We start from the raw sequence: 16,893 nt of genomic DNA, 5'->3' as shown, positions 1-16,893 counted from the left end.
TTTAGTCCTTCAAACGCAGGCCGGTTTTCTTCAAGATGGCCGTGGAATACAGGATGTCGTGGCTGCGGCAGGCGGGGCCCAGCAGTTGCACGATCTCCTGCGCCTGCTGCGCGACGGCCTCGCGGCTGGTGCCGTGCAGCATGGCAAACAGGTTGTAGGGCCAGCCGGGCAGGTGGCGCGGGCGGCGGTAGCAGTGGCTGACGCCCGGCAGATCGGCCACGCGCGGCCCCAGTTCGGCGATCTGTTCGTCGGCCACGTCCCACACGCTCATGCCGTTGGCGGTATAGCCCAGGCGGTAGTGGTTGGGCACGGCGCCTATGCGCCGGATCAGGCCGTGCTCCAGCATCTGCGTCAGGCGTGCGCGCACCTGCTCGCCGCTGGCGCCCAGCATGGCGCCCACGGCCTCGTAGGGGCGCGCCACCAGCGGCAGGCCGCCTTGCGTGGCAGCGATCAGGGCGCGGTCGAAGGCATCAAGCGCCATGGGCTTCTCCGGCGGTCGGCAGCGCCGGCAGGCGCAGCTCGACGAAATATTCTTCTTCCTTGGGGAAGGCCAGCACCTGCAGGCCCACCGACTCCTGGATACGCGCGATCGCATCAGCCGCCAGCGCCGGCGATTCGGCGGCGACGACGAACCACATGTTGAGCGCGTGCGTGCGCCGGTAGTTGTGCGCCACTTCGGGAAAGCTGTTGACCACCAGGTTGACGGCGTCAAAGCGCTCCTCGGGCACGGCAATGGCAGCGAGCACGAACTGGCCACCCGCGCGTTCGATCTGGAACAGCGGCCCGAAGCGCGTGAGTACGCCCTGGGCCAAGAGTTGGTGCAGGCGCTCTATGACGCGCTCTTCGCTCCAGCCCAGCTGATCGGCCACGGCGGCAAAGGGTCGATCGACGAGCGGAAAGCCGCCGTGCAGGTGGTTGATCAAACGGGCATCGTCAGGGGTGAGCATGGGGTGCTCCGGCTGGCGTGTGGCAGGAATGCGCTGCCAGGTGTGTGGTGTGCGCAGCAAAGCGCCTGGCACCGGTCTGCTTGAAGCGGCGCAGCGAGAAAAGCATGGCATGGGGCCTGTGTGCCAGGCCGGCATGCGCCACGGCCTGGGCCACGGTGGCACGCACGCTGTCGCGGTCGCGTCCATGCACCATGCAGTACAGGTTGTAGGGCCAGTCGCCGGCGCGTGCGCGTTGGTAGGCGAGCGTCACCCCAGGCATTTGCGCCAGGGCCTCGCCACAGGCATCGACCTCGCTTTCGGGCACGTCGAACACCGTCATCGCGTTCGCCGTGTAGCCCAGCTCGTGGTGGCGCACCACGACGCCAAAGCGGCTCAGCGTCTTTTGCTGCAACCAGCGCTGCAGCTGCGCCAGTACGTCATCCACGCCTTGCCCCAGCTGCTCGGCCCACAGGTCATAGGGCCTGTCCACCAGCGCCAGCCCTTGCTCGGCCAGTGCCGCCAGGGGCTTGTCATGTGCTTGCAGCGGTGTTTGTGCCCAGTGGGTTGCGCCGCTGGCGCGCGATTGGCTGGCGCGCAGGTCAAAGCCGGTGTCTATGCGGTAGGGCCGCAGCATGGGCAGGCGCAGCACCGGCAGGTCGGTTTCGGCCTCTATGCTGCGCAGCAACTGCTCCACCTGCGCCGCATCGCGGCCGGTGGCGACGAACCACAGGTTGGTCGTATGTTCGCGCTCGTAGTTGTGGTTCACGCCCGGGTGGCTGGAGACGACGGCGGCCACCGCGTTCAGCCTGTCGGGTGGTACTGCCATGGCGGCGAGCAGCGAGGCCCCTCCCGCGCCGGGCGCAAACACGGCGCCGATGCGGCTCAGGCTGCCCTGGCGCTGCAGGCGGGTGTAATGCTCCAGCACCTGGGCAACGTCCAGGCCGAGGCACTGGCCTATGACGGCGAAGGGCTCGCGCTGCAACGGGAAATCACGTTGCCAGGGGTTGAGCAAGGCGTGATCGAGATCCTTGTGCTGCATGGATCAGAACCCCATGCGCTGTGCGCGTGCCGTGAAGAAGATGCCGCTGGGCGCATCCACGGCCAGGCTGGCCTGCAGCTCGCGGGTATGCGTGTCGTAGACCTGCACCCGGTTGTCGTCGCGGCAGCTGATCCACACCGATTCGCCGCGCGGGGTGAACTCCATGTGCAGCACGGCCTTGCCGGGTTCTATGGTCTGCACCACGCGCTGGCTCACGGTGTCTATGACCTGCACGCGGTTGTAGTCGGGTACCGAGAAGTTGACCCACACCTGGCGTCCATCGGGCCGTGCCATGACGAATACCGGCTGCCCGGCCACCGGGATGCGGCCCACCTCGGCCCAGGTGCTGGTATCGACGACGAGCACCTCGTGCCGGCCAATGGCGGGCAGGAAGGCGCGGCCACCGGCCATGGCCCAGCCGCGCAGGTGCGGCATCTTGTACACCGGCAGGGGCTTTTCGCCGCGCCCGTAGCCGCCAAGAATGCGGCGCGCACGCGGCTGCTCTTCCCACAGATCGACCATGGCCAGGCCATCCTCGCCAAACAGGCCGGCGATGTAGTGGCGGCCGTTCGGCGAGAGCAGGGCGTCGTAGGGCTGGCGGCCAATACCCTGCAGGGTGGTGATGCGTGGCTGGCGCGGGTTGCTGCAGTCGGCGATGCAGATTGCCTCGGCGTCGAACAGGCTGTAAATGAAGCGGTGCTGGGGCAGGTCGGCCAACCCCACGACGCGCGAGCGCTCGCCGCCGGGCATGCTGGCGGGCACATCGGCCAGCAATTCCAGCGTCGCGGCGTCGAACACCTTGATGCCGCCAGGCTGGTAGTTCTGCGCCACCACCAGGCGGCCGTCGGCGCTGATGGCGCCGCCTATCGAGTTGCCGGCCTGCATGACGCGGTGCGTGATGCGTTGCTGCAGCATGTCCACGCGCGTCAGGCCGCCGTCGCGGCCGAAGACAAAGGCGTAGCGCGCATCGCGCGAGAACACCACCGAGGCATGGGACAGGTCGCCCAGGCCTTGCACGCGCCCAATGGCCTCGCGCCGGCTGGTGTTGACCAGGGTGAGCGCGCCAGCGGCGCGCTCGATGACCACGCCGATGTCACCCGTGCCTTGGACGGCGTCGGTTGCGGCGGTGGCGGGCGGGGTCTTGGTGGCTGCGCAACCACCGGCCAGCAGCGACGCGCCAGCGGTGAGTGACAGCAGGGAACGCCTTTTCATCGACTCTGCTTTCTTTCTTCGGGGAATCCGTTGGCCAGTTGCTGGGCTATCCACTGCGCCTCGCCCGGCGTGAGCAGGGCGCTCCAGGGTGGCATGGGGGTGCCGGGAATGCCGTGGGTGATGACGGCGGCCAAGTATTCGGGGGGCTTGGCGACCAGGGCTTCGCGCGTGAGCGCCGGGCCCAGACCGCCCGTGAGCTGCATGCCATGGCAGGAGCCGCAGTCCTGGCGCACCATGCGCACCAGCTGCGCCGTGCGTTCCGGCGCCGGGGCAGCTGTTGTTTGCGCGCCGGCTGCCGCTGCGGTCAGCGTCAGGCTGATGGCCAGGATTGCTGTTCTGTTCATGGTTTGGACTGGGTCGTGAGCGGATGCGCTGCTGTGCGCGCACTGCAAGTTTTGAAGCGAATGGCGGCATGGTCGCCGCTGAGGCTGCAAGCTGTCCTTGACTTTGATTGACGACGAATCCTTTGCACTCTTTGAACAATGGAGCCCACACCACGATCAGCCCAGGAAAGGCAGACATGAGCTTCATAGAAGATGTGCGCTGGTTCACAGCCGCTCCCGTCACGGATACGCCCGATGGGCCTGCCCCTCAGGGGCGCGTGACACTGGTCGGCGCCGGCCCCGGCGACCCGGAGCTGCTGACGCTGCGCGCCGTCAAGGCGCTGCGTGGGGCGCGACTGGTGCTGTATGACAACCTGGTGGGCAAGGAGGTGCTGCGCTACGTCGCGGAAGACGCCGACCTGATCTACGTTGGCAAGGAGGCATCGCGCCACACCTTGCCGCAGGAGTCCATCATCGACCTGATGGTGCGGCTGGCGCGCAGCGGGCGTTCGCTGGTGCGGCTCAAGGGCGGAGATGGGTTCATTTTTGGTCGCGGCGGCGAGGAGGCCCTGGCCCTGGCCGAGGCCGGCATTGCCTTCGAGGTGGTTCCCGGCATCACCGCGGCGCAGGGTGCGGGCGCCTGCGCAGGCATTCCGCTGACGCATCGCGACCATGCCGCCACGCTGGTGTTTGCCACGGGCCATCTGCGTGGGGACAACGAGCTGGCCCTGGACTGGGAGGCGTTGGCACGCCCGCGCCAGACCGTGGTGATCTACATGGGCGTGGGCAATCTGCCCACCATCTGCGGCGAGCTGGTGCGCCATGGCCTGCCGGCACAGACACCGGCTGCCCTGGTGGAGCAGGCCTCGCTGCCCGGCCAGCGTTGCATCACCGGCACGCTGCAGGATTTGCCGCAACTGGCGCAGCAGCATCGGGTGCGTGCGCCTGCGTTGATCGTGGTGGGTGAGGTGGTCGGGCTGCAGCCGCAGCTGATGCGGGGCATGCAGGCGGCCGTGCTGTAAGGCGGTTCAGTCGGCCTGTGTGGCGCCGTGGCCAGGGCGCGTTTCAGGCATCATGGGCGCCTCATTTGGCGAAGTCCATGCAACAAGACATTCTGATCAACTGGTCACCGCAGGAGACACGCGTCGCGGTGGTGGAAAACGGCTCCGTGCAGGAGCTGCACGTGGAGCGCACCCTGGAGCGCGGCCTGGTCGGCAACGTGTACTTGGGCAAGGTCTCGCGCGTGTTGCCCGGCATGCAGTCGGCCTTCATCGACATCGGCCTGGAGCGCGCCGCCTTCCTGCATGTGGCCGATGTCTGGCAGCGCCAGGAGGGTGGCGAGGCGCCGATGTTCGCGCGCAAGGGCGAGCCACCCTTGCCCATAGAAAAGCAGGTCTTCGAGGGCCAGGCGCTGATGGTGCAGGTGATCAAGGACCCGATAGGCAGCAAGGGGGCGCGCCTGTCCACGCAGATCAGCATTGCCGGCAGGCTGCTGGTGTTCCTGCCGCAGGACGACCATATCGGCGTGTCGCAAAAGATCCCGCAGGACGAGCGCGACGCCTTGCGCGCGCGCCTGGCGGCACTGGTGGGCGACAAGTCCACGGGCGGTGGTGGCGGCTTCATCCTACGCACCAATGGCGAGGACGCGAGCGACGAGGAACTGGCCGAGGACATCGCCTACCTGCGCAAGACCTGGGCCGGCATCCGCCAGGCGGCGCTGAGCCGCCCGCCGACCTCGCTGCTGTACCAGGACCTGAGCCTGCTGCAGCGCGTGCTGCGTGACTTGGTGGGCGAGCAGACGCAGACCATACGCCTGGATTCACGCGAGCAGTTTGCGCTGCTGGCGCAGTTCGGCCGTGAATTCATGCCGCAGGCGGCGGCCAAGCTGCAGCTGTACAAGGGCGAGCGGCCCATCTTCGACCTGTACTCGATCGACGAGGAGATTGCCCGCGCCCTGGGTCGGCGCGTGGACCTGAAGTCCGGCGGCTACCTGATCGTGGACCAGACCGAGGCACTGACCACCATAGATGTGAATACCGGCGGCTATGTCGGTGCGCGCAACTTTGACGACACCATCTTCAAGACCAACCTGGAGGCGGCGGGCGCGATTGCGCGCCAGCTGCGGCTGCGCAACCTGGGCGGCATCGTGATTGCCGACTTCATCGACATGCTGCGCGAGGATCACCAGACGGCCGTGCTGGCCGAGTTCAAGAAGCAGCTGGCGCGCGACCGCGTCAAGACCATGGTGGGAGGTTTTTCGCAGCTGGGACTGGTGGAGATGACGCGCAAACGCACGCGCGAGTCGCTGGCCCATATGCTGTGCGAGCCCTGCCCGAATTGCCATGGCGTGGGCGAGGTCAAGACCGCGCGCACCGTGTGCTACGACATCCTGCGCGAGGTGCTGCGCGAGGCGCGCCAGTTCAACCCGCGTGAGTTCCGCGTGATCGCCTCGCCCCAGGTGGTGGATCTGTTTCTTGATGAAGAAAGCCAGCACCTGGCGGGCCTGTCGGACTTCATCGGCAAGCCGATCTCGCTGCAGGCGGAAAGCACCATTGGGCAGGAGCAGTACGACATTGTTCTGCTGTGATCGTTGGGGGGCTCACACCGTCCCATTCGCCATACGTAAGTTACTGTCGTTAAAGGAGATTTCGTCAGGCAAGCATTTCATGCTGTCCCTTCCGGCCCCATCAGTTCGCAACAATTTTGGGTAGCTGCGTGGGTAGCTAGCCGGTGCGCTGGACCCGGCCCCCGCGTGGCGCCAGGAGCACTGATATGGCGATCAAAAGTGGGTTGCTGTCCGATCTGCAGTTGAAGCAGTGGATGGCGCACAACACTCGGTAGACGCCATCGATTCACAGCTTCGCAAGATCGAAGGGCAGAGCCTTGGGTATAAAGTGGCTCGTTTCTTCGGTCTTCTGGGGCGGTGATTTACGCGACCTGCAGTGTCGGATAGTCTGTATAGCCCTTGGCGCCACCTGAGTAGAACGTGTTGGTGTCAGGCGCGTTCAGCGGTGCCTTGGCCCTGATGCGTGTGGGCAGGTCCGGGTTAGCCAGGAAGGCGGTGCCAAAGGCCACAGCGTCAAGCTTGCCTGCGGCGATGGCCGCCTCGGCTTCGTCAGCGCTGTAGCCCATGTTGCCCACCAACACGCCTTTGTACTTCTCACGCGCTACGGGCATGACATCGGCCTTTTGCACGCCGAAGAAGTCGGCCCGCATCACGTGCAGGTAAGCCAGCTTGAAGGCGTTGAGCTTGTCGGCCAAGAAACCGATGAGGGCCAGCGGATCGCTGTCCTTCATGCTGTTGTAGCTGTTGAGTGGCGACAGGCGCAGACCCACACGCTCGGAACCGATGGCCTGGGTCACGGCGGTGAGTACCTCGAACAGCAAGCGTGCACGATTTTCCAGCGAACCGCCATAGGCATCGGTACGCTGGTTGGGCGTATCGCGCAGAAACTGGTCGATCAGGTAGCCGTTGGCGCCGTGCACTTCCACACCATCAAAGCCGGCGGCAATGGCGTTGCGTGCGCCTTGGGCAAACGCAGCCACGATGCCGGGAATCTCTTCGGCGGTCAGGGGGCGGGGCACCGCGTGCGGCACCTTGCCTTGGGGCGTGTGAATCTCACCCTCAATAGCGGTGGCGCTGCTGGAGACAATGGGGGCGCCATCGGCAGCGCCAGGGTAGGCTGCGCGGCCAGCGTGCCAGATCTGCATGAAGATGCGTCCGCCCTTGGCGTGCACCGCGTCGGTCACCTGCCTCCAGGCTGCAATCTGCGCGTCGTTGTAGATGCCAGGCTCATTGACGAAGGCCGATGTACCGGGCGCCACCATGGTGCATTCGGAAATCAGCAGGCCGCCGGTGGCTCGCTGGCTGTAGTACTCGGCCATCAGCGCGTTGGGCATGTGGCCAGCGTCGGCACGGGTGCGGGTCAGCGGTGCCAGAAGGATGCGGTTGGGCAGGGTGAGAGAACCTACTTGAAGTGGATTGAATAGCATGTGGATGAAAAGCCAGATTAGTGAACAGAAAACAGTGGTAAAGCTAACAGTATTCCCAATACTCAGAACTTTGAAAGGTCTCTGAACTTTGAAAGGTCACTGAAGACTGCTTTGGCACGGCTGGTGCTTTTGCACCCAACGCACGATGTAGTAGACGCAAGTGGGTAAGCCTTTGCTTCCGACAGTTTCGCGGCGGTCTCCAGCCGTACATGCACCAAACGCCTTTGGTCATCCACCTCGTCGCAACTCCCTGACACCCCGGCCCAGCTTGCGGCGCAACAGGGCCCGCAGGGTCACCCCATCCGAGTACCCGACCTGTGCGGCGACCTGGTCGACGCTGGCGTTCCCGGTGCGCAAGAGATGGACGGCATGCTCCACGCGCAGGTCCTGGAAATACGACAGCGGTGTCTTTCCCAAAACGCTTTGCAGCCGCCGCGCCAAGGTGCGCTCGCTTGTGCCCGCGGCGCTGGCCGCCTCGGCCAGCGAGAACCCCTGCGCGAGCCGACGTCTGGCCCAGCACTCGAAGCGCTCCACCATCGGGTCGGCATGCGCAAGGTGGTCGGGAATCACGAACTCGGCTTGCGAACTGCGTGTCTCGACCAGCAGATAGCGTGCCACCAGGGCCGCCAGCGCCGGACTGCGCCCTCGGATGATGCGCAAGGCCAAGTCGACGTGGGCCAAAGCGGCACCCGCGGTGGTGAAGCGTGTCGAGTTCACGATCATGCGTGACTCGTCCAGCGTGACGTTCGGATAGCGCTGCCGAAACATCGGCCCCAGCCACCATGACGTCGTCGCACGATGCCCATCAAGCAGGCCACTCTCTGCAAGCAAGAAACTACCGGAGCAAGCGGCACCAAGGTGCGCGCCAGCGGTGGACCAGTGCTGTAGCGCCGCGACCGCGTCGGGCACATCGGGGCGTGTGAGTCGAGCCGAGAGCGTGTCAGGCATCTTGTCGCCAAACGCTGGCACGAGCACGACGTCTGGTTCGGGCACACCATGCGCAGTGACCACGGGGACCGTCAAGCCTTGCGCAGTTCGGATGCGACGCCGCACGCCCACCAGCGTGAGCTCTATGTGCGCGGGAGCCTGTGGCAGCGAGCCCGCCATCGCATTGGCTAAGCCCACTGTGTCAGTGAGCGCCGCAAGCCCCAGATCAAACACGCCATCACAAACAAGGAGGTGGAGTTTCATGGCAACAATGATATCAATGTTGTCATTCTTGCCTATAGAGATGTCTGTCATGAAGACTTAGACTGCAGTCTCGTCGATCCCTTCACCCACTTTTCCATTTACCCAAAGGAATACATCATGACCAAGCTCGCCCTGTTTGTTCGCCTCGAAGCCAAACCCGGCCAGGAGGCTGCGCTTGCCGACTTCCTGGCCAGCGCACTGCCGCTCGCCAACGCCGAGTCCGGCACCACGGCCTGGTTCGCATTGAAGTTTGGCCCTTCGACGTTTGGTGTGTTCGATGCCTTTGCCGATGAGGCAGGTCGCCAAGCACATCTGAACGGCCAGATCGCCGCGGCCTTGATGGCCAACGCAGCGACCTTGCTCAGTTCTCCGCCCAATATCGAGAAGGTCGAACTGCTTGCAGCCAAACTGCCTGCATGACAACTCGGCCTTGACCCAATCAGGTCACGGTGCAGGCTCCTCGTCGTTTCGTGTGGAAGTTGCAAAGCTGGGGCAGATGGCGTGGGGTGTCTCGCCGCCATGATTTGACCGGGTCAAGGCTGGACGTAGTCCACCCGCAGGGCTTGGCCTTGATGCGGTCAAATCATGGCAAACCATGGGAAAAGGTTTGTCGAATCAACATGTATGGCTGGTGTGTAGCTAAATGTGTAGTTAGGCTGATTTTTTTTGGGTAAAACTTTCGCAAGTTATTGAAATGAAATGAATTAAATTGCAAGAATAGAACAGTACGACATCGTGCTGCTGTAAGCGTCAGGCCGGTTTTCCGCGAACCGACAGCAGCCGTATCACCAGGCCGAGGATGAGGGCCAGCACGGGGTCGGTTGACTCCGCGACACGGCCGGGCAGAAAGAGCTGGGCCGCCTCGATCAAGCCGAGGAAGAACGCGACCATGCCGGCCGCGGCCAGGGGGCCGCTGAGCGGAGCTCCGATGAGCATGATCAAGGCGCCATAGAAGAAGCTCTTCTCGGCCAGGTTCAGCAGATTGGTGCCCATGCTTCCTTGCAGCATGCCGGTGAACGGAATCCAGTGGAACGCCTGCGCCTGGCCCAGCGGTTCATACGGCGCCAGGCCCGAGGCCGCCAGGCTGATGAACATGGCGATGCTCAGCACCGGCACGGCCATGGCGTGCTGGCGCCAGGGCAGGCAAACCAGGGCCAGGCCCAGCGCGAGCGCATTCGTCGCTGAGATGCTGGCGCCGACGATGAACAACTTGGCGCCGACGATGCCAAGGGCCGCCATCGCCATGACCGGGGTGGACAGGGTTTTGCCAGCGGCGAGCTCCCACAGTTTGAAGAAGGCCAGCCAGGCCAGGGTCGTGTGCAAGGCCCGCACGGCATCGACCTGGGGCGAGTGCACCAGGGGCTTCAGCGCGTTCAAGATGTTCTGCAGATCCAGCGTTGGTACCAGCGGAGTCCATTGATAGCCGATCCAAAGCAGCATCAGCATGGCGGGTGCCAGCGCACGCGGCAGCTGCATGGCAGCGTTGGGAAAAAGACTGCGTGCCACCCATCCGGCAAGGGTGCCGAGCAGCATGCCGACACCATTGGCTATGACATCGTTGAGTTCTGGTACCCGGCTGGGCACCCAGATCTGCGCCAGTTGCAAGGCGAGCGCCAGCAGCAGGCCCAGACCGAGCAGCAGGGCCAGTGTGCCGCTGGCACGCACTGGCCTGCGTGTATCGACATGCAGAGCCGCAACAAGCCCATATGGGACAAACAGCAGCAGGTTGCCGACCAGATCGCCGCGGCCCATGCGCAGCGTGGGCATGCTGAACAGTCCGGCAGCTTCCGCCAGCCAATGGTGGTTGGCCGCGAAGTGGAACGGGTAGAGCGAGCCGTAGCTGATCATTACGGCAATCAGCAGCAGGATGGCGCGCATGGCAGGCCCGTGGGTTTACAGCCGGCGCAGGCGCTCTATTGCCGCACGCAGCGTTTCATCCTTCTTGGCAAAGCAAAAACGCACCACGCGCTGATCGAAACCGTCGCCATAGAAGGCTGACAGCGGAATGGCAGCCACGCCGATCTCGCGCGTGAGCCATTGGCAGAAGTCGGCTTCGCTCAGGTCGCTGACTGCGGAAATATCGACGCACTGGAAGTAGCTGCCGGTGCTGGGCAGCAGTTTCAGGCGCGAGCCCGCTAGCCCCTGGCGGAACAGGTCGCGCTTGGCCTGGTAGAAGGCGGGCAGTTGCAGATAGGGCGTGGGGTCCTGCAGGTACTCGGCCAGGCCGTACTGCATGGGCGTATTGACGGTGAACACGTTGAACTGGTGCACCTTGCGGAACTCCGCCGTCATGGCCGCCGGCGCGGCCACGGTGCCCACCTTCCAGCCCGTGACGTGGAAGGTCTTGCCGAAGCTGGAGACGATGAAGGCGCGCGCCGCCAGACCGGCAAAGCGCGCGGCGCTCTGGTGCTCCGCGCCGTCGAACACCATATGCTCGTACACCTCGTCGCTGATCAGCAGGATGTTGGTGGGGGCCAGCAGGTCTTCGAGCGCGCGCATGTCCTCGGCCGTCCAGATGGTGGCGCTGGGGTTGTGCGGGCTGTTGATGATGAGCAGGCGGGTGCGCGGCGTGATGGCGGCGGCGATCTTTGCGAAATCGGGCCGGAAGCTGCCCGGCGTGAGCGGAACGCGTACCACCACGCCGCCGGCCAGCTCGATGTTGGGCACATAGCTGTCGTAGCAGGGCTCCAGCACGATCACCTCGTCGCCCGGCTGCACGCAGGCCAGGATGGCCGTGAGGATGGCCTGGGTGGCGCCAGCCGTAATGGTGATTTCGGCGTTTGCGTCGTACTGGCGGCCGTGAAGCGCTTCTATTTTTGTAGCTATGGCTTGACGCAGGCCGGGAATGCCGGCCATGGGCGGGTATTGGTTATGGCCGCCTTGCATGGCGCGGGTGACGGCATCCGTCAGCGCCGGGTCGCAGGCGAAGTCGGGAAAGCCCTGGCCGAGGTTGACGGCCTGGTGCTCGGCCGCCAGGGCCGACATGACGGTGAAGATGGTCGTGCCCACGTTCGGCAGGCGGCTGGGAAAGGCGGGCGGTGTGAGTTGCTTCACGGTCTGTTCAGAGTTCGTAGTCGTTGACATGGCCGGTCATGGCGCGGGCGATCAACTCGCGGCTCAGGCGGTCGCTGAGCAGCTCGGCAAACCTGTAGACGAAGTTGCGCAGGTAGGCGCCGCGTTTGAACGCCACGCGTGCCACGCTCTGGCCAAACAAGTGGCCCACGGGGCGTACCACCAGGTCGCCCACGGGGTCGTCGCGCACGGCCATTTCGGCCACTATGCCTATGCCCAGACCCAGGCGCACGTAGGTCTTGATCACGTCGGAGTCGATGGCCTCGAGCACGATGCGCGGCTGCAGTTTGCGTGTGGCGAAGGCCTGGTCGATCTTGCCGCGACCGGTGAAGGATGGGTGGTAGGTGATGAGCCCCTCGTGCGCGATGTCCTCCAGCCCTATGCGTTCCTTGCCCGCCAGCGGGTGGGCCGGAGGCAGCACCAGCACATGCTGCCATTCGTAGCAGGGCAGGGTGACCAGGTCGGGATAGTCGGCCAGCGATTCGGTGGCCATGCCGATCTCGACCACTTCGTCGATCACCATGCGCGCCACCTCGTGCGGTGTGGCCTGGTGCAGGCTGATGTTGACCTTGGGGTAGGCCTCACGCAGCCTGGCCACGGGCACGGGCAGCACGTAGCGCGCCTGGGTGTGGGTGGTGGCAATCGCCAGGGTGCCGCTGTCCTGGGCGCTGTACTGCTCGCCAATGCGCTTCAGGTTGCCGACCTCGCGCATGATGATTTCTATGCTCTTGAGCACATGCTGGCCGGGTTCGGTCACCCGCTTGAGCCGCTTGCCATGGCGCGCAAAGATGTCCACGCCCAGCTCATCCTCCAGCTCGATGATGGCCTTGGATACCCCCGGCTGCGAGGTGTGCAGCGCCTTGGCGGCCTCCGTCAGGTTGAGGTTGCGACGGGCGGCCTCTTGAACGAAGCGGAATTGGTGAAGGTTCATATCGAATGACGGCTAAAGAATCGCGTCATTATGTTGCATGAATCTAATGATTGGGCGTCTTATGGCTCAGCTGGCAATGCTCTGGGAGGCAATGTCGGCCATCAGCGCGGTCATGCGCGCATCTTCGCCTATCGGGGGCTGCAGCCGTAGCTGCAAGTGTCCGAAGTTGTGGGCCAGATCCTGCACCATGCGGGGAAGATCCTCGCGCACATGGCGGCCCGCACCAAGGAAGAGGGAGGCAATGGTGATCTGGGTCGCGCCCAGCGTCGCCAGCTCGGCCACGGCGCCGGCCAGGTCGGGCGCGCACAGCTCCAGGTAGGCACAGCGCACCAACAGCCGGGGCTGGTCTGTCTGGATACGGGCGGCTACGGCCTCTATGGGCCGGCGCCACAGCGGGTCACGCGAGCCGTGTGCTAGTAAAATAATAGCTAATTGCGATTGTTGCATGGGTGGTAGAGGCCGAAAACACTTAAAAGACTCTCTAGCGCCGCAGCACCAGCCAGCCAAAGGCCGCGAGCGACAGCACGCTGTAGATCAGGCCAGGCGCCGCCGCCGTCAGCCAGGGCGACCAGTTCTGCAGGTTGCCGGCAAAGCCGAAGACGTTGTTCAACAGGAAGAAGCTGATGCCCGCCATGACGCCGCCAAACACATAGCCCGCAATGCCGCCAGAGCGGAAATGCAGGTAGGCAAAGGGCAGCGACAGCACCACCATGACCAGACAGCTCAAGGGGTAGAACACCTTGCGCCAGAACTCGATCTCATAGCGTTGCGCGGCCTGGCCGTTGGCCTCCAGGTGGCGGATGTAGTGAAACAGCTCGATGGTCGCCATCTTGTCGGGCTTGAGCAGGGAGGCCGCCACCATGTCCGGGCTGATGCGGGTCTGCCACAGCAAGCGCGGCTCCTGCAGCTTGGTGACGGTCATGTCGCCATCGGTCTGCTGCTCGAATACGGTGCGCTGCACCTGCTGCAGATTCCAGCCCGCGCCACTGTCGGCAAACTCGGCTTGTTCGGCGGTGGTGGTGGAGGCGATACGGCCGCGTTCATCGAACTCGAATACGCGTACCCCGCGCATGCGCCCGTTGCCGTCGATGGCGCCGACATTCACGGCGAAGGAATGATCGCCTTCGCGCTCCTTGAGCCAGGCGCCCGTGGCCCCGGTGCTGATCTGGCCCTGGCCGCGCGCCTTGACCAGGGCGGCCGCACGTTCACTGATCGGAGCCAGGTAGTCGCCCACGGCGAAGGTGAGCGCGACAAAGGCGCAGCCCAGCAACAGCAGGGTGCTCAGTGCTCGCCAGGGCCCCAGGCCGCTGGTACGCATGATGGTGAATTCCGAACTCTGCGCCAGCCTGGCCATGACGAAGATGGTGCCAATCAGCACCGTGATCGGCAGCAGTTCATACAGGTGCTGTGGCAGACCCAGCGCCACGAACAACAGGGCATGCGTGAGCTGGTAACCCATGCCCAGCCGCCCGACCCAGCGCAGCTCATCCACCAGGTCGAAGAAGAAAAACAGCGCCAGAAAGGCCAGGGTGACGAAGGCCACGCTGACCACGACCTCGCGATAGATGAAGCGGCGTATGGTTCTCATGCAGCGCTCCCGCGTGGCAGCAGGGCGCGCAGCGACCAATGGTTGTGCCTGGCGGTCACCAGCAGCAAACCCAGCGCCAGCGTGCCGCCATGCAGCGCCAGCAGAAAGGGCAGCATGCCTACCCGGCCGGCGCCCACCCAGGCCTGACCCACGGTCATGAGGTTGTAGTACACCATGAAGGCCAGCAGCGCCAGCACCAGGCTGGTGCTGCGATGGGCGCGCGGATTGACGATGGCCACGGCCAGGCCCAGCACGATGAAGTTGAGGGCAGCAAGGGTGCTGCCCAGGCGCCAGCCGAGTTCGGCCTGAGACTGCGGGTCTTGCGCCAGATCCCAGGTGTCGCGGGTCTTGATGGCGCCGGCGTCTGTGCCGCCCTGTGGGCCGCCGCCGATCAAGGTGCCGTATTCGGCAAATTCGCTGATGCGCAGCCCCGGTTTGTCTGGCGCGGTTTCAAGCCGTTGGCCGTTGCGCAGCAACACGATGCGCTCGCCACTGCGTATCTCCAGGCGCGCGCTTTGGGCGGATGTCACGGTCTCGCCCCGCTGCTCGCGCGTGGCAATGAACACGTTGTTGGCGGCATTCGCGTCGGGTGTGTCCTTGTCGATGAAGAACACGCGTGCGCCGTTGGCAGACTCTTGAAACTCTCCCGGTGCAATGCGGTCCACATCGCTGCGCTGTTCGTATTGGGTCTTGAGCTCCTGGATCTGCCGGTTGGCCCATGGCCAGACCACAAGCGACAGCGCTGCAATCACCAGCAGCACGGGCCAGGAAAAACGCAGCAGCGGCGCCAGCAGGCTCATCAGGCCACGCCCGGCCGAGAACCAGATCACCATTTCGCTGTCCCGGTACATGCGCGACAGCGTGCCGACCACGGTGATGAACAGGCTCAGGCTGAGGATGGTGGGCAGCTGCCCGAGCACCGTGAAACCCATCACCAGCATCACGTCGGCCGGTGCCACGCTGCCGCGCGAGGCCTGTCCCAGCGTGCGGATCAGGATCATGGTCATGACCACGGTGATCAGCACCACCAGGGTCGCGCCAAAGCTGCGGGCCAGCTCCTTGCGTATGGATGAATCGAATAACATTGGCTCGAAGGAAAACGCCGATTATGAACTTTGAACTCAAGACGCTTTCACTGTCCGCCGCTGTTTCGCACAAATGTGATTTGCTGATATTGCTGGTGCCCGAAGGGTTCAAGCCGCAGGGCGATGCCCTGTCCGTCCTGGTTGCCACCGCGCTCAAGCAGGGAGACCTGGAGCTGAAGCCGGGCAAGCATCTCGCGCTGTATGCGCCGGCCGAGATGGCGGCGCGCAGGCTGGTGCTGCTGGGCTGCGGCAAGGGTGACCCCCATGCGGTGCGCCAGGCGGTGCAGGCGCTTGGGGCTACGCTGAAAACGCGCGCCATCAAGCGCGCAGCGCTGGTGTTTGCCACGGATTGTGAGGCGGGTTCCGTTGGCGCCGCGGTACGCACCATGGCGGAGGCCGGCTATGTCTACACGGCCACCAAATCGAAGGCGGAGATGCCTGCACTGTCCCGCGTCACGGTGGGTGTGTCCGACGCCGGTGCCGTGCAGCCGGAGTTCGCAATCGCAACGGCCCTTGCCGTGGGTGTTGAATATGCGCGCGAATGGGCGAATCGTCCCGCCAACCACGCCACGCCGACGTTGATCGGGGAGGCGGCCAAGGCGCTGGGCAAGCATGCCGGCATACAGTGCAAGCTGCATGGCCCGGCGCAGGTGGCCAAGCTGGGCATGGGGGCGTTTCTGGCCGTGGCGCAGGGTTCGGATCAACCGCTGCGCTTGATCGAGTTGCGCTATGACGGCGCGGCGCGTTCGCAGGCGCCGGTGGTGCTGGTCGGCAAGGGCATCACCTTCGATACCGGCGGCATTTCGCTCAAGCCTGCCGCCGAGATGGACGAGATGAAGTTCGACATGGGAGGCGCGGCCAGTGTGTTGGGCGTGTTCCGGGCCTTGGCCGAGCTCAAGCCCGCCATCAATGTGGTTGGCTTGATCCCAGCGTGCGAGAACATGCCTGACGGCAAGGCCATCAAGCCTGGTGACGTGGTGACCAGCATGAGTGGCCAGACCATTGAAATCCTGAACACCGATGCAGAGGGGCGCCTGGTGCTGTGCGACGCACTCACCTACGCTGCGCGTTTCAAGCCTGCAGCCCTGATCGACATTGCCACGCTCACGGGCGCCTGCGTCGTGGCGCTGGGAGGGCTGCGCAGCGGCTTGTTTGCATCCAGCGACGAGCTGGCCGCACGCCTGGCGGCAGCGGGCGATGCGGCGCTTGACCCCTGCTGGCGCATGCCGCTCGATGACGACTATGCCGAGGGCCTGAAAAGCAATTTTGCCGATGTCGCCAACGTGGCGGGCCGAGCTGGTGGCTCCATCACGGCCGCCAAGTTCCTGCAGCGTTTTGTGGGCGACATTCCGTGGGCGCACCTGGACATCGCCGGAACCGCCTGGAAAGGCGGCACCGCCAAGGGTGCCACGGGGCGCCCCGTCGGGTTGCTGCTGCACTACCTGCTGGGCATGGCGGGCGCGCCAACCCCCAGGCGCAAGACGGCTGCAGCCAGGCGCGCACGTGCGGATTGAAGGCGGCATCAGCAAGTTG

Annotated in this window: 17 protein-coding genes; 4 read left to right on the top strand and 13 right to left on the bottom strand. The window is 64.8% G+C overall.

The genetic code is table 11. The features are described 5' to 3' along the window. Window position 1 precedes the first annotated feature (1 nt). From ahbB (P4826_RS05920) to P4826_RS05900, 5 genes are read right to left on the bottom strand one after another with little or no spacing between them, the layout of a single operon-like run. Entirely contained in the window at window positions 2–481 is a 480-nt protein-coding gene (ahbB, locus tag P4826_RS05920; protein WP_317702975.1) for a siroheme decarboxylase subunit beta, read from the bottom strand. Then, complete coding sequence (locus P4826_RS05915; RefSeq protein WP_317702974.1) at window positions 471–947, bottom strand: Lrp/AsnC family transcriptional regulator; 477 nt, start codon at window positions 945–947, stop codon at window positions 471–473. Before P4826_RS05915 ends, ahbB (P4826_RS05920) begins: the two co-directional genes overlap by 11 nt. Next, the gene (ahbB, locus tag P4826_RS05910; protein ID WP_317702973.1) at window positions 934–1,965 is read right to left on the bottom strand and encodes a siroheme decarboxylase subunit beta; all 1,032 of its coding nucleotides are present in this window, start codon (window positions 1,963–1,965) and stop codon (window positions 934–936) included. The genes P4826_RS05915 and ahbB (P4826_RS05910) overlap by 14 nt, the downstream gene beginning before the upstream one ends. A 3-nt stretch (window positions 1,966–1,968) precedes the next feature. Further along, complete coding sequence (locus P4826_RS05905) at window positions 1,969–3,177, bottom strand: cytochrome D1 domain-containing protein (protein WP_317702972.1); 1,209 nt, start codon at window positions 3,175–3,177, stop codon at window positions 1,969–1,971. Beyond that, window positions 3,174–3,521 carry a c-type cytochrome gene (locus P4826_RS05900; RefSeq protein ID WP_317702971.1) on the bottom strand — a complete coding sequence of 116 codons (348 nt, stop codon included), beginning with the start codon at window positions 3,519–3,521 and terminating at the stop codon, window positions 3,174–3,176. The genes P4826_RS05905 and P4826_RS05900 overlap by 4 nt, the downstream gene beginning before the upstream one ends. A 176-nt stretch (window positions 3,522–3,697) precedes the next feature. Here P4826_RS05900 and cobA point away from each other — a divergent pair, with 176 nt between their 5' ends. Further along, window positions 3,698–4,522 carry a uroporphyrinogen-III C-methyltransferase gene (cobA, locus tag P4826_RS05895; RefSeq protein WP_317702970.1) on the top strand — a complete coding sequence of 275 codons (825 nt, stop codon included), beginning with the start codon at window positions 3,698–3,700 and terminating at the stop codon, window positions 4,520–4,522. Between the two features lie 77 nt (window positions 4,523–4,599). Further along, window positions 4,600–6,087, top strand: a complete 1,488-nt coding sequence (rng, locus tag P4826_RS05890; protein WP_317702969.1) for a ribonuclease G — start codon at window positions 4,600–4,602, stop codon at window positions 6,085–6,087. Between the two features lie 341 nt (window positions 6,088–6,428). Here rng and P4826_RS05885 read toward each other — a convergent pair whose 3' ends face one another. Next, complete coding sequence (locus tag P4826_RS05885; RefSeq protein ID WP_317702968.1) at window positions 6,429–7,493, bottom strand: alkene reductase; 1,065 nt, start codon at window positions 7,491–7,493, stop codon at window positions 6,429–6,431. Between the two features lie 228 nt (window positions 7,494–7,721). Beyond that, window positions 7,722–8,735: a GlxA family transcriptional regulator gene (locus P4826_RS05880; protein ID WP_317702967.1), complete on the bottom strand. Its 1,014-nt coding sequence runs from the start codon at window positions 8,733–8,735 to the stop codon at window positions 7,722–7,724. Between the two features lie 66 nt (window positions 8,736–8,801). On the opposite strand from P4826_RS05880, the gene P4826_RS05875 reads away from it, so the two are divergent. After that, window positions 8,802–9,104 (top strand): putative quinol monooxygenase, encoded by a 303-nt coding sequence (locus tag P4826_RS05875; RefSeq protein WP_007182542.1) that lies wholly within the window; start codon window positions 8,802–8,804, stop codon window positions 9,102–9,104. Window positions 9,105–9,434: 330 nt separating this feature from the next. On the opposite strand, the gene P4826_RS05870 is transcribed toward P4826_RS05875, so the two are convergent. From P4826_RS05870 to lptF, 6 genes are all read right to left on the bottom strand, one after another. Beyond that, complete coding sequence (locus tag P4826_RS05870) at window positions 9,435–10,562, bottom strand: VanZ family protein (protein WP_317702966.1); 1,128 nt, start codon at window positions 10,560–10,562, stop codon at window positions 9,435–9,437. Window positions 10,563–10,577: 15 nt separating this feature from the next. Continuing rightward, a complete protein-coding gene (locus P4826_RS05865) occupies window positions 10,578–11,669 on the bottom strand; it encodes a pyridoxal phosphate-dependent aminotransferase (protein WP_425605257.1) in 1,092 nt (363 codons plus the stop codon). Window positions 11,670–11,745: 76 nt separating this feature from the next. Further along, complete coding sequence (locus P4826_RS05860) at window positions 11,746–12,687, bottom strand: CysB family HTH-type transcriptional regulator (protein ID WP_317702964.1); 942 nt, start codon at window positions 12,685–12,687, stop codon at window positions 11,746–11,748. Between the two features lie 66 nt (window positions 12,688–12,753). Then, window positions 12,754–13,134, bottom strand: coding sequence for a sirohydrochlorin chelatase (locus tag P4826_RS05855; RefSeq protein ID WP_317702963.1), 381 nt, complete (start codon window positions 13,132–13,134; stop codon window positions 12,754–12,756). A gap of 34 nt (window positions 13,135–13,168) precedes the next feature. Next, complete coding sequence (gene lptG, locus P4826_RS05850) at window positions 13,169–14,275, bottom strand: LPS export ABC transporter permease LptG (RefSeq protein WP_317702962.1); 1,107 nt, start codon at window positions 14,273–14,275, stop codon at window positions 13,169–13,171. Continuing rightward, window positions 14,272–15,360, bottom strand: a complete 1,089-nt coding sequence (gene lptF / locus P4826_RS05845) for an LPS export ABC transporter permease LptF (RefSeq protein WP_317702961.1) — start codon at window positions 15,358–15,360, stop codon at window positions 14,272–14,274. The genes lptG and lptF overlap by 4 nt, the downstream gene beginning before the upstream one ends. A 23-nt stretch (window positions 15,361–15,383) precedes the next feature. Between lptF and P4826_RS05840 the strand changes: the two genes are divergently transcribed. Next, window positions 15,384–16,874, top strand: a complete 1,491-nt coding sequence (locus P4826_RS05840; RefSeq protein ID WP_317702960.1) for a leucyl aminopeptidase — start codon at window positions 15,384–15,386, stop codon at window positions 16,872–16,874. The last annotated feature ends 19 nt before the right edge of the window (window positions 16,875–16,893 follow it).

The sequence above is a fragment of the Diaphorobacter limosus genome (genome assembly GCF_033100095.1).
GTDB lineage: Bacteria > Pseudomonadota > Gammaproteobacteria > Burkholderiales > Burkholderiaceae_C > Alicycliphilus > Alicycliphilus limosus.
This window is presented reverse-complemented; position numbering and strand designations above follow the sequence as displayed.

What these genes read in the sequence shown, in the direction of transcription:
- ahbB (WP_317702975.1), bottom strand. Translation starts at nt 481, where the DNA reads ATGGCGCTTGATGCCTTCGACCGCGCCCTGATCGCTGCCACGCAAGGC.
- P4826_RS05915 (WP_317702974.1), bottom strand. Translation starts at nt 947, where the DNA reads ATGCTCACCCCTGACGATGCCCGTTTGATCAACCACCTGCACGGCGGC.
- ahbB (WP_317702973.1), bottom strand. Translation starts at nt 1,965, where the DNA reads ATGCAGCACAAGGATCTCGATCACGCCTTGCTCAACCCCTGGCAACGT.
- P4826_RS05905 (WP_317702972.1), bottom strand. Translation starts at nt 3,177, where the DNA reads ATGAAAAGGCGTTCCCTGCTGTCACTCACCGCTGGCGCGTCGCTGCTG.
- P4826_RS05900 (WP_317702971.1), bottom strand. Translation starts at nt 3,521, where the DNA reads ATGAACAGAACAGCAATCCTGGCCATCAGCCTGACGCTGACCGCAGCG.
- cobA (WP_317702970.1), top strand. Translation starts at nt 3,698, where the DNA reads ATGAGCTTCATAGAAGATGTGCGCTGGTTCACAGCCGCTCCCGTCACG.
- rng (WP_317702969.1), top strand. Translation starts at nt 4,600, where the DNA reads ATGCAACAAGACATTCTGATCAACTGGTCACCGCAGGAGACACGCGTC.
- P4826_RS05885 (WP_317702968.1), bottom strand. Translation starts at nt 7,493, where the DNA reads ATGCTATTCAATCCACTTCAAGTAGGTTCTCTCACCCTGCCCAACCGC.
- P4826_RS05880 (WP_317702967.1), bottom strand. Translation starts at nt 8,735, where the DNA reads ATGACAGACATCTCTATAGGCAAGAATGACAACATTGATATCATTGTT.
- P4826_RS05875 (WP_007182542.1), top strand. Translation starts at nt 8,802, where the DNA reads ATGACCAAGCTCGCCCTGTTTGTTCGCCTCGAAGCCAAACCCGGCCAG.
- P4826_RS05870 (WP_317702966.1), bottom strand. Translation starts at nt 10,562, where the DNA reads ATGCGCGCCATCCTGCTGCTGATTGCCGTAATGATCAGCTACGGCTCG.
- P4826_RS05865 (WP_425605257.1), bottom strand. Translation starts at nt 11,669, where the DNA reads ATGTCGGCCCTGGCGGCCGAGCACCAGGCCGTCAACCTCGGCCAGGGC.
- P4826_RS05860 (WP_317702964.1), bottom strand. Translation starts at nt 12,687, where the DNA reads ATGAACCTTCACCAATTCCGCTTCGTTCAAGAGGCCGCCCGTCGCAAC.
- P4826_RS05855 (WP_317702963.1), bottom strand. Translation starts at nt 13,134, where the DNA reads ATGCAACAATCGCAATTAGCTATTATTTTACTAGCACACGGCTCGCGT.
- lptG (WP_317702962.1), bottom strand. Translation starts at nt 14,275, where the DNA reads ATGAGAACCATACGCCGCTTCATCTATCGCGAGGTCGTGGTCAGCGTG.
- lptF (WP_317702961.1), bottom strand. Translation starts at nt 15,360, where the DNA reads ATGTTATTCGATTCATCCATACGCAAGGAGCTGGCCCGCAGCTTTGGC.
- P4826_RS05840 (WP_317702960.1), top strand. Translation starts at nt 15,384, where the DNA reads ATGAACTTTGAACTCAAGACGCTTTCACTGTCCGCCGCTGTTTCGCAC.